A 14412-nucleotide genomic window follows, 5' to 3' on the forward strand; every position below is an offset into this window, starting at 1 on the left:
CGACGCGCCCCCGCCAGAAGGACCCCTGATGACCTCCACCCTCACGCCGCAGCCGGTCGAACGGACACAGCCCGAGCGTCCCGGGACCGCGCCCCGGCGGCGTACCCGTGTCCTGGCGCTCCCCGAGGTGCGCTGGGCCGCGGTGGCCACCGCCTCCTTCCTGCTCGCCCTGACCCTGCAGCTGACCGGCGCGCCCGTCTGGACGTGGGGCCCCCTGTACGCGCTGTCGTACGTCACCGGCGGATGGGAGCCCGGCTGGGAAGGGCTCAAGGCGCTGAAGGACCGCACCCTCGACGTCGACCTGCTGATGGTCGTCGCCGCCCTCGGCGCGGCCTCCATCGGGCAGGTCATGGACGGCGCCCTGCTCATCGTCATCTTCGCCACCTCGGGCGCGCTGGAGGCCCTGGCCACGGCCCGCACCGCCGACTCCGTCCGCGGCCTGCTCGACCTGGCCCCCGCCACGGCCACCCGGCTGGACCCCGACGGTGGTGAACAGGCCGTCTCCGTCGAGGAGCTGACGGTCGGCGACACCGTCCTCGTACGCCCCGGGGAGCGCGTCGGTGCCGACGGCCGGGTGCTCGACGGGGCGAGCGAGGTGGACCAGGCGACCATCACCGGCGAGCCGCTGCCCGTGCCGAAGGAGCGGGGCGACGAGGTCTTCGCGGGCACCCTCAACGGCACCGGCGCGCTGCGGATCCGGGTCGAGCGCGACGCGTCCGACTCGGTGATCGCCCGGATCGTCCGCATGGTGCAGGAGGCGTCCGAGACCAAGGCGCCCACGCAGCTGTTCATCGAGAAGGTCGAACAGCGCTACTCGCTGGGCATGGTGGCCGCCACACTGGCCGTGTTCCTGGTGCCGCTCGCCTTCGGCGCGCAGCTCACCGACGCGCTGCTGCGTGCCATGACGTTCATGATCGTGGCCTCCCCGTGCGCCGTCGTGCTGGCCACCATGCCGCCGCTGCTGTCGGCCATCGCCAACGCCGGACGGCACGGCGTCCTCGTGAAGTCGGCCGTGGTGATGGAACGGCTCGGCCAGGTGGACGCGGTCGCCCTGGACAAGACCGGCACGCTCACGGAGGGGAGCCCGCGGGTCACCGACGTCCGGCCGCTGCCCGGTTCCGGCCTGGACGAGGGCGAGTTGCTGACGCTGGCGGCAGCCGCCGAGCGGCCCAGTGAGCATCCGCTGGCCCGGGCGGTGGTGGCCGCGGCCCGCGAGCGCGGCCTCGATCTGCCCCCTGCCAAGGACTTCGCCTCCGCTCCCGGCGTGGGAGTCACCGCCGTCGTCGGCGGCCGTACGGTCGCGGTCGGCGCACCGGTCCGGCTGCTGGACGACGCGGTCGGCGCGGTCGTGGAACTGGAGGAGTCCGGGCGTACCGCCGTCCTGGTCGTCGTCGACGGCACCCCCGCCGGACTGCTGGGCATCGCCGACCGGCTGCGCCCGGACGCCACCGCCACGGTCGCCTCCCTCGCCCGGCTCACCGGCAGCGCCCCGGTGCTGCTCACCGGCGACAACCCCCGGGCCGCCGCACACCTCGCCGCCGAGGCCGGCATCGACGACGTACGCGCCGGGCTACTGCCGCAGGAGAAGCTGACCGCCGTCCGGGAGATGGAGAGCGCGGGCCGCAAGGTGCTGGTCGTCGGGGACGGCGTCAACGACGCGCCCGCCCTGGCCGCCGCGCACACCGGGATCGCCATGGGCCGGGCCGGCTCCGACCTGGCCCTGGAGACCGCCGACGCCGTCATCGTGCGCGACGAACTCGCCGCGGTACCCGCCACCGTCGCCCTGTCCCGCCGCGCCCGCAGGCTGGTCGTGCAGAACCTCGTGATCGCCGGGGTGTTCATCGCCGGACTGGTCGCCTGGGACCTGGCCGGTGACCTGCCGCTGCCGCTGGGCGTCGCGGGCCACGAGGGCTCCACGGTCCTGGTCGGCCTGAACGGGCTGCGGCTGCTGCGGGAGGGGGCCTGGCAGCGGGCCGCCGCCGCGGGAAACGGCTGACGCACGCCCCTCGGCGCACAGGCGGGGGAGCGCTGCTGGCCCGCACCACCAGATCCACGGGCACGAGGGTGTCGACCCGGGGCCGCTCGCCCGGGCCGCCGATCCGGTCGAGGCGGAGCCGCAGCGAACGGGTGCCGATCTCCGCGAAGCCGGTGCGGACGGTGGTCGGCGGCGCATGCGCGGCCTCGGGGATGTCGTCGTAGCCGACGAGGCCGACCTCCCCGGGGACGGACCGCCCGGACCCGTGCAGGGCGTGCAGCAGGCCGAGCGCCATCCGGTCGTTGGAGGCGAACACCGCCGTCACCTCCCGACGCCGGGCCGGCAGGCGGCCCATGGCGTAGCCGGAGTCGGCGCTCCAGTCCCCGACGAGGAGGTCCGGAACGACGGCACCGGCGGCCCGGAGCGTCGGCTGCCACCACAGGATCTCCTCCGCGCTCCCACGAACCCCGAAGGTTCACCAGGATTGCCCCGTTCCCGTTCGGGTACGCGAGCAGGACCGTTCCCGGGGCGAATCATGCCCCGGGCAGGCCGCACGACCGCCGCTACCAGGGAATCTGCCATGGAGACACCCGCAAACGACCCCACGCCCACGCCCGCCCAGCGGGCTCTGGACGTCCTCACCGAGAACACCGAGGACACGGCGGCTCTGGACGCGCTCGCCAACAGCGACGTGCTCATCCCCGTGCCCGACGACGCCAACGACTCCGATGCCGCCAACCCCTCGGCGGTGGCCCTGCCGGTCCTGGAGCAGCCGGGCGGCGAACCGGTGGTGCCCGTGTTCACCTCCGAGGTGGAGATGGCCGGGCTGCTGCCGTTCGTCTCCCGCTACCGCCTGGTGCCCCTCGGCGCCCTCGCCGCGCAGTGGCCGGCCGACGACCTGTCGCTCACCATCGACGGCAGCTCGGAGCACCGCCTGACGCTGACCTCGGAGGGAGTCCGCACCCTGCTGGCCCGCCAGTGAGGCGACCGACCCGGTCCGGACGCCGGGCGGCTCAGCCGCCCAGTGTCCGGGACAGGGCCGCCCGCTGCAGCGGCAGCGCCTCGGCGTGCAGGTCACGGCCCTTGGGCGTCAGGGAGACCCACACGCCCCGCCGGTCCTCCGCGCACGCGGACCGTGTCACCAGCCCGTCCTTCTCCAACCGGGCGATCAGCCGGGACAGCGCGCTCTGGCTGAGATGGACCCGCCCCACGAGGTTCTGCACCCGGCACTGCCCGCCCTCGTCGGGCGCCGCGGTCGCGAGCATGTCCAGGACCTCGAAGTCGGAGGCGCCGAGCCCGTGCGGATGCAGCGCCCGGTCGATCTCGCACATCGTGCGCGCGTGCGCCGACAGGATGTCCCGCCACCGCTCCTCGAGCTGCCCACCAGCCGTTTTCACCGCCATAAGGGAACGGTAACACCGGTGCAGGCTTCAATGACCGTGCATGGAGTACGGGCTCGCGGCCCCGGCTCCACGGCCGGTTCGGTGCCCTGCGACAGGCCCTACGTCGACTCCCGTTTCACCAGCTCCGTCGGCAGGATCACCGCCGCCGGATCCTCGCCGCCGATCTGCGCGAGCAGCACCCGCACCATCTCGTTGCTGATGCGGTCCCAGGGCTGCCGGATGGTCGTCAGCTCGGGGCTGGAAGCCACGGCGGCCGGTGAGTCGTCGAAGCCACCCACCGCCACGTCCTCAGGCACCCGCCGCCCGGCCCGCTGCAGGGCCGCGAGCGCGCCCTGCGCCATGAGGTCGGAAGCCACGAACACCGCGTCGATGTCCGGGGCCTGCGCCAGCAGCCGCTCGGCGCCCGCCTCGCCGCTCGCCCGGCTGTAGTCGCCGGAGACGACCAGCCGCTCGTCGACCTCCAGGCCCGCCTCCGCGAGCACCTCCCGGTAGCCGGCGAGGCGCTCGACACCGCCGGGTGTGTCCAGCGGACCGGTCACCGTGCCCACCCTGCGCCGCCCGAGCGACAGAAGGTGGCGCACCATGTCGCGGGCCCCGTCACGGTCGTCGGCGGCCACGTAACTCACCTTGGAAGCCACCCCGATCGGCTTCCCGCACGCGACGAGCGGCACCCCCGCCTCGCGCAGCCGCTCGGCGACGGGATCACCGGAGTGGCTGGAGACCAGCAGCACCCCGTCGACGTGCCCGGCGGTGATGTACCGCGTGATGCGCCGCCGTTCGTCCTCCGTGCCCGCCAGCATCAGCAGCAGCGGGATGTCGTGTGCGGCGAGCGCCTGGGTGCAGCCGCGCAGCAGGACGTTGAAGTTGGGGTCCTCGAAGAACCGCTCCTGCGGCTCCGTGAGCAGGAAACCGATCGAGTCGGACCGCCCGGTGATCAGGGAGCGGGCGTGCCGGTTGACCACGTAACCGGTCCTGCGGATGGCCGCGTTGACCGCCTCCTGGGCGGCCGGACTGACGTAGTGGCCGCCGTTGAGGACGCGTGAGACGGTGCCGCGCGAGACCCCCGCCTCGCGCGCCACGTCGTGGATCGTGGGCGGCCTGCGCCTGCCTCCCGCAGCGTTCATGGTCATGACTTTACGGCTCCGGAGAGCAGATCCAGACTCCAGAACCGCTGGATGACCAGGAAGAGGGCGACCAGCGGGAGCACCGCGAGGAACGCGCCCGTGATCACCAGGGTGTACAGCGCGGGGGTGTTGGCGCCCTGCTCCAGCAACGTGAACAGGCCGAGCGTGATCGGGAACTTCTCGTCGTCGCTGAGCATGATGTACGGGAGCAGGAAGTTGTTCCAGATCGCCACGAACTGGAACAGGAACACCGTCACCATCCCGGGGATCATCATCGGCAGCGCGATCCGGGTGAAGACCCGCCACTCGCTCGCCCCGTCCATCCGCCCGGCCTCGACCACGTCGGCGGGCACCGCGGCGGCGGCGTAGATCCGCGCGAGGTAGACGCCGTACGGCGAGAGGATCTGCGGCAGCAGGACGGACAGGTAGGAGTCCGTGAGGTCGGCCTCGGCCAGCAGCAGGTACTGCGGGACGGCCAGGATCACCGGCGGCATCAGCACACCCGCGAGCAGCACGTTGAAGATCGTCTCGCGGCCGCGGAAGCGGTACGTCGCGAGCGCGTAGCCGCTGAACGCCGAGACGCACGTCGACAGCAGGGCACCGAGGACGGCGTACAGGGCGGAGTTGCCCATCCACTGCCAGTACACGCCGTCGCGGTAGGCGCTCAGGTCCTGGAAGTTGTCGGCGAAACCCGTGCCGGGCAGGAACGTGAACGTGGAGAACAGCTCACGGCCCGACTTGGTCGCGGCGATGACCACCCAGGCCACCGGCAGCAGACAGTAGACCGCACCCAGGAGCAGGGTGACCGTGGGGATCAGGGCGATCCGGCGGCGCAGCGGCGGGCGGCCCTGGGCGGTTCCGGGCGCGCTGCCCGCCACCGGCTCGGCCTGGGGGACGGCAACGGAGCTCATCGAGCGGCCTCCTGCTTCTGACGACGGTTCGCGGCCCGCAGGAAGCCGAAGGACAGCAGCAGCGTGGCGAAGGCGATGATCACGGCCTGCGCGGACGCCCCGTGGATGTCGCCCTCACCGAACGCGTCCCGGTGCACCTTCATCAGCGGACTCCACGTCGTGGAAACGGAGTTGGTGAGCGGCTTGAGGGTGGTCGGCTCGCTGAACACCTGGAGCGTCGCGATGATGGAGAAGAAGAAGGTCAGCACCAGCGAGGGCGCCACCATCGGGATCTTGATCCGCAGCGCGATCTGCAGTGGCGTGGCGCCGTCCAGCTTCGCCGCCTCGTACACCTCCCCCGGGATCGACTGGAGCGAGGTGTAGATGACGATCATGTTGAAGCCGGTGCCGCCCCACACCGCGATGTTCGACAGCGCCAGATACAGCGGCCCGCCGTCCAGCAGGTCCGGCTGCGGCAGCCCCAGCCTGTCGAGCACGAAGAAGAAGGGGCTGACGTCCGGCAGGTACAGAAAGCCCCACAGCAGCGCCGCCACCACACCGGGGATGGCGTACGGCAGGAAGATCGCGAGCCGGGTGAAGGGCGCGAGCCGCACCTTGTCGGAGTCGAGCATCAGCGCGAACAGCAGGGCCAGGCCGAGCATCACGGGGACGACGATGCAGCCGTAGCCCAGTACGCGCAGGGCGCCGTGCAGCAGCTCGCTGTCGGAGAGGGCGTCGGTGTAGTTCTCCAGGCCGGCCCAGACCTCTCTGCGGGCGCCGGAGCCGAGGCCGAGACCGGAGACCTGCACCTTGCGGAGGCTGAGCCAGAGCGCGTAGCCGATGGGCAGGGCGAAGAACAGAACGAAGAGGAGCGCTGCTGGGAGGAGGAAGACATACGGGGCGCTGCGCGCTCGTTCGAGGGTGGTGGTGGGAGACGGGTGGTCGTACGGGGCCCCCTCGACCTCGTACGACCGCCGGCGTGCCGTGCTCTTCACTCCGCGACCTCGAAGCCCTGCTTCTTCATGTCGGCGACGGTGTCGGCCTGCATCGTGTCCAGCGCGGCGCCGAAGTCCGACTTGCTCTTCGCCGCGGCGCCGAAGGCGTCCTTGAAGGTGGTGTAGGCGACGTTCACGTTCGGGCCCCAGGCGGACGGTGCCGTGGTCTCCGCGATGTCGGCGGCCTTGGTGTAGAAGTCGGCCTGGTTCGAGAAGTAGGCGGGCGGCTTGAGGAAGGCGCCGCTGGTCTGGGCGTTGGTGGCGGCCGGGTAGATGCCGCTCTCCTTCGCCAGCGCGTTCAGGGCCTCGCGGTCGGTGTTCAGCCAGGTGGCGAACTTCGCGGCGGCCCCCTGGTGCTTGGAGTCGGTGGTGACGGCGGTGGAGGAGCCGCCCCAGCTGCCGGTGCGGTTCTCGCTCGCGGACCACTGGGGGAGCGGGGCCATGGCCCACTTGCCCTCGGTGTCGGGCGCGGCGGTGGTCAGCGTGCCCGGCGCCCACACGGCGCTGACCCAGGCGATCTGCTTGCCGGTGTTGAGCGCCTTGTTCCAAGCGGGGGTGTACATCGGCTGGTTGTCGATGGCACCCTCCTTCACCAGGCCGCCCCAGAACTTCGCGACCTTCTGCGTCGCCGGATCGTTGATGGAGACCTTCCACCGGTCGCCGGAGGTCGTCCACCACTGCGCGCCGGCCTGCTGGGCGAGGCCCGCGAAGAGGCCGGAGTCGTTGGCGGAGAAGGTGGTCAGGTCCTTGCCGGGCGCCGCCTTCTTCAGCCTGCGGGCGGTCTCGGCGAACTCGTCCCAGGTCGTCGGCACCGTCAGGCCGTATTCCTCGAACAGGTCCTCGCGGTAGTAGAACATCATCGGCCCGATGTCCTGCGGCACCGCGTAGACGGCGTCGGTGCCGAGCGTGGTCTGCTGCCAGACGCCGTCGGCGAAATCGTCCTTCGTCTTTTCGACGTTCCCGGCTATGTCCGCGAGCACGTCGTTGCTGACCAGCGTGGGCAGTGCCTGGTACTCGGCCTGCACCAGGTCGGGCGCCTTGCCCGCCTTGTGCGCGGTGAGGATCTTGGTGACCAGCGTGTCACCCGACGCCTGCTTCTTCACCGTGACGGTGATCTGGTCCTTCTTGCCCGGTCCCTTGTTCCACAGGTCCACGACCTTGTCCATGCCGGGCGTCCAGGTCCAGTACGTCAGTGAGGCCGGGCCCGACTCGGTCTCACTGTCCGCGGAGTCGGCTCCGCAGGCGGCGAGGGTGGTGGCGCCGAGGGTGATGGCGACGGCGGTTCGCACGAGGCGGCGGCGCTTCGTGTGCGGCATGGATCTCTCCCCTGACCTGGGGTCCTCGCCTGTTGCGAGGACCTGCCATGCTTCTGTGAGCGTTCACAGTAGAGAAACATCCCGGACACTTGTCAATGGTTGTTGCTGTGCGGTTATGTTGGCCTCCGCACGGCCTCGCTGTGTGTGAACGTTCCCAATTGATCGATCGACCGGGAGATCATCCATGCCGGAGACCACCCCCAGGGGCCTCACCAGGCTCGCCTTCGGTGGGGACTACAACCCCGAGCAGTGGCCGGAAAGCGTCTGGCAGGAGGACGTCCGGCTGATGCGGGAGGCCGGCGTCACCATGGTGAGCGTCGGGATCTTCGCCTGGGCGCTGCTGGAGCCCGCACCCGGCCGTTACGACTTCGGCTGGCTGGACCGGCTTTTGGACCTGCTGCACGAGCACGGCATCCGCGTCGACCTCGGCACCCCCACCGTCGTGCCGCCCGTCTGGTTCTACCGGGCCCACCCCGACGCACTGCCCGTGACCGCCGAGGGCGTGCGCTACGAGTTCGGCTCCCGCGCGGCCGTCTGTCACAGCAACGCCGACTACCGCGCGGCCGCCGCGTCCATCACCACCCGCCTCGCCGAGCGCTACGGCGACCACCCCGCGCTGGCGATGTGGCACGTCCACAACGAGTACGGCGTCCCCGTCTCCGCCTGCTACTGCGACTCCTGCGCGGCCCACTTCCGCCGCTGGCTGGCGACCACGTACGGCACGGTCGAGGGGGTCAACGAGGCCTGGGGCACGGCCTTCTGGGGCCAGCGCTACGCCGGCCTCGAGGACATCAACCCGCCCCGGCTCACCCCCGCGGCCGTCAACCCCAGCCAGGCGCTGGACTACAAGCGGTTCGCCGACGCCACCATGCGCGAGAACTTCTGTATGGAGCGGGACATCCTGCACCGCCTCTCGCCGGGTGTCCCGGTCACCACCAACTTCATGACGGCGCTGAGCCAGTGCGACTCCGTCGACTACTGGGCCTGGGGCCGCGAGGCGGACCTCGTCACCAACGATCACTACCTGATCACCGACGGCCGCCGCACCCACGTCAACCTGGCGATGGCCGCCGACCTCACCCGGTCCGTCGCGGGCGGCGCCCCCTGGCTGCTGCTGGAGCACTCCACCTCGGGCGTCAACTGGCAGCCCCGCAACCCGGCGAAGGCGCCGGGCCAAATGGCCCGCAACTCCCTCGCCCACGTGGCGCGCGGTTCCGAGGGCGCGATGTTCTTCCAGTGGCGCCAGTCCCGGCGCGGCGCCGAGAAGTTCCACTCGGCGATGGTCCCGCACGGCGGCACCGACACCCGTGTGTGGCGCGAGGTCGTCGAACTGGGCGCTTCCGTCCGGGCGTTGAGCGAGATCCGCGGCACCCGGACCGAGGCCGACGTGGCCGTGCTGTGGGACTGGCACTCCTGGTGGGCGCAGAACCTCGACTGGCGCCCCAGCGTCGACCACGAGGCCCGCGAGCGCGCCGACGCATTCTACGAGGCCCTCTACGACCGCCACCTCACCGTCGACTTCGCCCACCCGGAAGCCGACTTGTCGAGGTATCCCCTTGTCGTCGTACCGGCCCTGTACCTGCTGACCGAGGCGGCCGGGCGCAACCTGAAGGCGTACGTCGAGAACGGCGGCACGCTGGTCGTCTCGTACTTCTCCGGCATCGTCGACGAGCACGACGCCGTCCACGAGGGCGCCTACCCCGGGCCCCTGCGGGACGTCCTCGGCCTCACGGTCGAGGAGTTCTCCCCGCTGTTGCCCGGCGAACGGGTGCGCGTCACCGGCCCGGACGGAACCGAGCTGTCCGCCGACGTGTGGACGGAGTTCGTGGTGCCGCGCGGCGCCGAGACCGTCCTGACCTACGCCGACGGCCTCACCGCCGGTCTGCCCGCCGTCACCCGGCACCGCCTCGGCGAGGGCACCGCCTGGTACGTCTCCACCCGGCTCGGCGCCGACGGCCTCGACACACTGCTCGGCCGGGCGGGCGAGGACGCGGGGCTCGCCCCGCGCGCCGACCTGCCCCGGGACGTCGAAGTGGTCCGTCGCACCGGGGCGTCGGGCACCTACCTCTTCGCCGTCAACCACACCGGCTCGGACGCCAAGGTGCCCCTGGCGACCCCCGGAACCGAGCTGCTGACCGGCGACCGCGCCGCCGGCCGCCTGGCGGTCCCGGCCGGAGCCGTCCGGGTCGTCCGGCTCGACGGCTGAACCGACTCCCTCCGCCCGCGCGGGCCACGAGCCGCGGGCGGAGGGACCCTCACCTGCCTCCCGGTGAGAGGCACTCCCCAACCTCCACGTCGAAGGGACGACGGACGACGATGTTCCATCCCAGACGCACCCTCCGGGCCCTGCTGCTCCCGCTCGCCGCGGGTCTCGCCCTCACCGCCCTGCCCGCCACCTCCGCCCACGCCGCGAACACGCTGACCAACGGCGGCTTCGAAGCCGACGGCGCGGGCGCCGCGACCCCGAGCGGCTGGTCCGAATACGGCGACGCCGGTGCCTCGTTCACCGAGTCCGGCGGCCACGGCGGCAGCTACCGCCTGAGCCACTGGGCCTCCACCGCCTACACGGTGGAGACCTACCAGTACCTGTCCGGACTCACCAACGGGAACTACAGGCTCACCGCCTGGGTGCGCTCCGGCGGCGGGCAGAACTCCGCGTACATGGCGCTGAAGAACTGCGGCGGCGTCGAACAGCGCACCGACCTGCCCGTCTCCTCCAGCGGGTGGATCCGGATCGTCGTGCCGGTCAATGTGACCGGCAACCAGTGCACGATCAGCGTCAACAGTGACGCGAACGCCGGCAACTGGATCAATGTCGACGACCTGACCTTCACATCCGGCACGTCCGGTACGTCGATCAAGGGTGCCGACATCTCGTCCCTGGCCAAGAGCGAGGCCAAGGGCGGCGTCTACCGCACCGGCTCGGGCGCCGCCGGCGACCCCCTGGCCGTCCTCAAGTCGAACGGCATGAACTACGCGCGCCTCAAGGTCTGGGTGAACCCGGCCGACGGCTTCAACGACAAGGCCCGCGTCCTGGCCACGGCCAAGCGCGTCAAGGCGCAGGGCATGAAGCTGCTGGTCGACTTCCATTACTCGGACTTCTGGGCCGACCCGGGACGCCAGGACAAGCCCGCCGCCTGGGCCGGACACTCGTACGCCCAACTGAAGACGGACGTGTACAACCACACGTACGACGTGCTGAACGCCCTGAAGGCGCAGGGCACCACCGCCGACATGGTCCAGGTCGGCAACGAGATCAACGGCGGCATGCTGTGGAACGAGGGATCCACCTCCCACTGGACGCAGCTGGCCGGTCTTCTCAACTCCGGCTACGACGCGGTCAAGGCGGTCAACTCCTCCACCACCGTGGCCCTGCACCTCGCCGAGGGTGGTGACCTGGACGGCACCCGCCGGTGGTTCGACGGCGCGCGCTCGAACGGCGTGAAGTTCGACGCGATCGGCCTGTCCTTCTACGGCTACTGGCACGGCACCCTGGCCGACTTCCAGACGACCCTCGACGACGCGGCCTCCCGCTACGGCAAGCCGGTCTTCGTCGCCGAGACCGCCTACCCGTTCCGCCTGGACAGCGAGGACGCGCACGAGAACATCGTCAACACCGGTGGCGAGCTGGTCCCCGGCTACCCCGCGAGCGTGACCGGCCAGACCCGGTGGATGAACGACATGATGAGCATCGTGGAGGCCGTCCCGAACGGCCGTGGCCTCGGCGTCTTCTGCTGGGAGGCGACCTGGACCGCGGTCGCCGGCAACGGCTGGGACCCGACCGACGCCTCCTCCGGCAACGGCTGGGAGAACCAGGCGCTGTTCGGCTACGACGACCGGGCGCTCTCGTCGATGTCCTGGTTCCGGCACCGCTGAGCCCCCGGGAGAAGGGCCCCGGCTTCCCGGGCCCTTCTCCTCGTCGTCCCCCTGTCCGAACTCCGCTCTGGGATCCGGCAGTTCGGTATCGGTCAACGATGGCGAAGCCCGGGACGCCACGGTGTCCGCTGCGAGAGAGTGGGAAAACGCGGGGAGAGGGCGAGCTGCGAGGCAGGGGCACGACATGCTGAGGACTCCCACAGACGAGACACGGCTCCGCATCCTGGCCTGGCTGAAGGAACCCGGTCCCGCGGCGGACGGTGTCACCGCGGACGCCGTCGCCGAGCGGTTCTCGATACCGCGCCCGGTCGCCGTCACCCATCTCCGGCTGCTCGATGCCACCGGCATGCTGCGCACCAGCAGGTCCGCTGGCCGCGTGCGCTACCACCGCGACGACATGCGGATCGCCGAGGTCGCCCGGATGTTTGAGAAGGGCTGGTAGGCGACCCGGTTCAGCGGTACCGCCCCCGATGGTGAAGGACCCGCGCGCCATGGACCGTCCCACGGAACTCGTCCCCTGCCACTACGTCGCGGTGGGCCCCGGCCCCGAGGACGTGGTCGCCGACCCGCGCGGTCGCGTCCTCACCGGCGTCGGGGACGGCCGCATCCTGCGGCTCGACGCCCTCGCCGACCCGGTCGAGGTCCGCGTCGAGGTGATCGCAGAGACCGGCGGCAGGCCGCTCGGGCTCGAACTCCTCCCGGACGGCGACCTGCTGGTCTGCGACGCCGAGCGCGGCCTGCTGCGCGTCGACACCGGCGACGGCACGGTCCGCATCCTCGCCGACTCGGTGGCGGGGGAACCGCTGCGCTTCTGCAGCAACGCCGTGTCCCTCTCCGACGGCAGCGTCTACTTCACCGTCTCCAGCCGCCGGTACCCCTTGGAGCACTGGATCGGCGACATCGTCGAACACACCGGGACCGGGAGGCTGCTGCGGCTCGCCCCCGGTGGTGACACACCCGAGGTGGTGCTGGACGGCCTGCAGTTCGCCAACGGGGTCGCCGTCGGCGCTGACGAGTCCTTCCTCCTCGTCGCCGAGACCGGCGCCTGCCGGCTCCTGCGCCACTGGCTCACCGGGCCGAAGGCCGGGCGGAGCGAGCAGTTCGCCGAGAACCTGCCGGGCATGCCCGACAACCTCTGGCGCGGCGCACCCGACGGACCGATCTGGGTCGCGCTCGCCGGACCCCGCGTACCGGCCCTCGACCTGCTCCACCGCGGCGCGCCCGGCGTCCGTGCCGCCGCAGCGCGCATGGCCGTACGCGCCCCGTTCCGCCCCACCGGCACGATCGCCCTCCAGGCCTTCGACGACCAGGGCCGGGTCGTCCACCATCTCGCCCGCCGCCGCTCCGGCTACCGCATGGCCACCAGCGTCTGCGAAGCGGGCGGGCACCTGGTCCTGGGCAGCATCCGGGAACGGGGCGTGGCGGTCTGCGAGCCACCTGCCCCGAAGTGACGTCACCGCCCACCTCGTAGTGCCCCCACCCCGAACCGGGGTTAACCTGAACTCCGGCCGCGACCCTCTCGCGGCGCGGCGGTGGGGCCCGCCGTACCCGAACCGCGGCATGGATGCCGCCAACGGTCCCTACTTGCGACGGCACGCGCCCGTACGGCCCCGGGCTCCCGGCGAGTAGGAGGCACACCCCCGTGACATCCCCCGAGAGCCTCCGCGTTCAGGCCTCCACACCGCCCCGGCCTTCCTGGCGCGCCCAGGCGCCCGTCGTGGCGGTCGTGGCACTCGGTGGGGGAGCGGGGGCGGCCGCCCGTTACACCGCCTCCCTCTGGTGGCCCTCGCCCGCCGGCGGCTTCCCCTGGACGACCCTCTGGGTCAACGTCGCCGGCTGCGCCGTCATCGGCGTGTTCATGGCGGTCGTCACCGAGGTCCGGATGGCCCACCCCCTGGTCCGCCCCTTCTTCGGCACCGGTGTCCTCGGCGGCTTCACCACCTTCTCGACGTACGCCGTCGACATCCGCGGACTCATCGACGGCGGCCATGGCGGCACCGGCCTGGCCTACCTCGCCGCGACCCCGCTCGCCGCGCTCGCAGCGGTGTGGCTCGCGGCCGGTACGACCCGCCGTGTCCTGAAAGGCAGGCAACGATGACGAGGCTGACCGGCAGGGGCCTGCGCCTGACCGTCTTCGTCGGCGAGAGCGACACCTGGCACCACAAACCCCTCTACTCGGAGATCGTCCACCGGGCCCATGCGGCGGGCCTCGCGGGCGCCAGCGTCTTCCGTGGCATCGAGGGCTTCGGAACCTCCTCCCTGATCCACACCTCGCGGTTGCTGTCCCTGAGCGAGGACCTGCCGATCGCCGTGGTGATCGTCGACACCGAGGCGCGCGTCCGCGCCTTCCTGCCGCACCTCGACGAACTGGTCACCGAGGGACTGGTGACGCTCGACGACTGCGAGGTCATCCGGTACACCGGCCGGGACGACACGCCCGGCCCGACGGACACGAAGGGTAAGAAGTCGTTGTGAACTGGCTGCTGGTCGTCGGCGGCGCTATGGTCGGCGCCCCGCTGCGCTACCTCACCGACCGGGCGGTCCAGGCGCGGCACGACTCGGTCTTCCCCTGGGGCACCTTCGCGGTGAACGTCACCGGCTGCCTGATCCTCGGCCTGCTCACCGGAGCCGCCACACACCTTCAGCTGCTGCTCGGCACCGGTCTGTGCGGGGCTCTGACGACCTACTCGACGTTCTCCTACGAGACGCTGCGGCTGGCCGAGACAGGGGCTCGCCGTCAGGCGGCCGTCAACGTGGCGGCGACCGTGGTGGCCGGGCTCGGGGCGGCGTTCGCGGGGGCGGCGCTCGCGCGCATGTGAGGCGCGTGCAGGGG

14 protein-coding genes and 1 pseudogene are annotated in these 14412 nt (G+C 71.6%); 9 read left to right on the forward strand and 6 right to left on the reverse strand.

Going from position 1 to position 14412, the window contains the following annotated elements; all coding sequences use genetic code 11:
* Positions 1-28 precede the first annotated feature (28 nt).
* A complete protein-coding gene (locus tag ACFU3E_RS04425) occupies positions 29-1996 on the forward strand; it encodes a heavy metal translocating P-type ATPase (RefSeq protein ID WP_384151844.1) in 1968 nt (655 codons plus the stop codon).
* 91 nt (positions 1997-2087) lie between these two features.
* Here ACFU3E_RS04425 and ACFU3E_RS04430 read toward each other — a convergent pair.
* A pseudogene (locus ACFU3E_RS04430) lies at positions 2088-2330 on the reverse strand (substrate-binding domain-containing protein); the annotation flags it as partial.
* A gap of 225 nt (positions 2331-2555) precedes the next feature.
* On the opposite strand from ACFU3E_RS04430, the gene ACFU3E_RS04435 reads away from it, so the two are divergent.
* Positions 2556-2957 (forward strand): SseB family protein, encoded by a 402-nt coding sequence (locus tag ACFU3E_RS04435; RefSeq protein ID WP_384151848.1) that lies wholly within the window; start codon positions 2556-2558, stop codon positions 2955-2957.
* A gap of 31 nt (positions 2958-2988) precedes the next feature.
* Here the strand turns inward: ACFU3E_RS04435 and ACFU3E_RS04440 are convergent, their stop codons facing one another.
* The 5 genes from ACFU3E_RS04440 to ACFU3E_RS04460 all read right to left on the reverse strand — a co-directional run bounded on the left by ACFU3E_RS04440 (position 2989) and on the right by ACFU3E_RS04460 (position 7703).
* A complete protein-coding gene (locus ACFU3E_RS04440; protein WP_384151851.1) occupies positions 2989-3378 on the reverse strand; it encodes a MarR family winged helix-turn-helix transcriptional regulator in 390 nt (129 codons plus the stop codon).
* Between the two features lie 98 nt (positions 3379-3476).
* Positions 3477-4508, reverse strand: coding sequence for a LacI family DNA-binding transcriptional regulator (locus ACFU3E_RS04445; RefSeq protein ID WP_384151854.1), 1032 nt, complete (start codon positions 4506-4508; stop codon positions 3477-3479).
* Positions 4505-5413, reverse strand: a complete 909-nt coding sequence (locus ACFU3E_RS04450; protein WP_384151857.1) for a carbohydrate ABC transporter permease — start codon at positions 5411-5413, stop codon at positions 4505-4507. Before ACFU3E_RS04450 ends, ACFU3E_RS04445 begins: the two co-directional genes overlap by 4 nt.
* Positions 5410-6387, reverse strand: a complete 978-nt coding sequence (locus ACFU3E_RS04455; protein WP_384151861.1) for a carbohydrate ABC transporter permease — start codon at positions 6385-6387, stop codon at positions 5410-5412. The genes ACFU3E_RS04450 and ACFU3E_RS04455 overlap by 4 nt, the downstream gene beginning before the upstream one ends.
* Positions 6384-7703: an ABC transporter substrate-binding protein gene (locus ACFU3E_RS04460; protein WP_384151864.1), complete on the reverse strand. Its 1320-nt coding sequence runs from the start codon at positions 7701-7703 to the stop codon at positions 6384-6386. Before ACFU3E_RS04460 ends, ACFU3E_RS04455 begins: the two co-directional genes overlap by 4 nt.
* 184 nt (positions 7704-7887) lie before the next feature.
* On the opposite strand from ACFU3E_RS04460, the gene ACFU3E_RS04465 reads away from it, so the two are divergent.
* The 7 genes from ACFU3E_RS04465 (at position 7888) to crcB (ending at position 14398) form a co-directional block, all read left to right on the forward strand.
* Positions 7888-9909, forward strand: coding sequence for a beta-galactosidase (locus ACFU3E_RS04465; RefSeq protein ID WP_384151867.1), 2022 nt, complete (start codon positions 7888-7890; stop codon positions 9907-9909).
* A 110-nt stretch (positions 9910-10019) separates the two neighbouring features.
* Complete coding sequence (locus tag ACFU3E_RS04470) at positions 10020-11579, forward strand: glycosyl hydrolase 53 family protein (RefSeq protein WP_384151871.1); 1560 nt, start codon at positions 10020-10022, stop codon at positions 11577-11579.
* Positions 11580-11763: 184 nt separating this feature from the next.
* A complete protein-coding gene (locus ACFU3E_RS04475) occupies positions 11764-12021 on the forward strand; it encodes an ArsR/SmtB family transcription factor (RefSeq protein ID WP_384151874.1) in 258 nt (85 codons plus the stop codon).
* Positions 12022-12070: 49 nt separating this feature from the next.
* Positions 12071-13030: an SMP-30/gluconolactonase/LRE family protein gene (locus ACFU3E_RS04480; protein ID WP_384151877.1), complete on the forward strand. Its 960-nt coding sequence runs from the start codon at positions 12071-12073 to the stop codon at positions 13028-13030.
* A gap of 191 nt (positions 13031-13221) precedes the next feature.
* On the forward strand, positions 13222-13677 hold the full coding sequence (locus ACFU3E_RS04485; RefSeq protein ID WP_384151880.1) for a CrcB family protein: 456 nt from the start codon (positions 13222-13224) through the stop codon (positions 13675-13677).
* Positions 13674-14054: a DUF190 domain-containing protein gene (locus ACFU3E_RS04490; RefSeq protein ID WP_384151883.1), complete on the forward strand. Its 381-nt coding sequence runs from the start codon at positions 13674-13676 to the stop codon at positions 14052-14054. The genes ACFU3E_RS04485 and ACFU3E_RS04490 overlap by 4 nt, the downstream gene beginning before the upstream one ends.
* Complete coding sequence (gene crcB / locus ACFU3E_RS04495; RefSeq protein WP_384151886.1) at positions 14051-14398, forward strand: fluoride efflux transporter CrcB; 348 nt, start codon at positions 14051-14053, stop codon at positions 14396-14398. Before ACFU3E_RS04490 ends, crcB begins: the two co-directional genes overlap by 4 nt.
* The last annotated feature ends 14 nt before the right edge of the window (positions 14399-14412 follow it).

This window comes from Streptomyces sp. NPDC057424 (assembly GCF_042803315.1).
GTDB lineage: Bacteria > Actinomycetota > Actinomycetes > Streptomycetales > Streptomycetaceae > Streptomyces.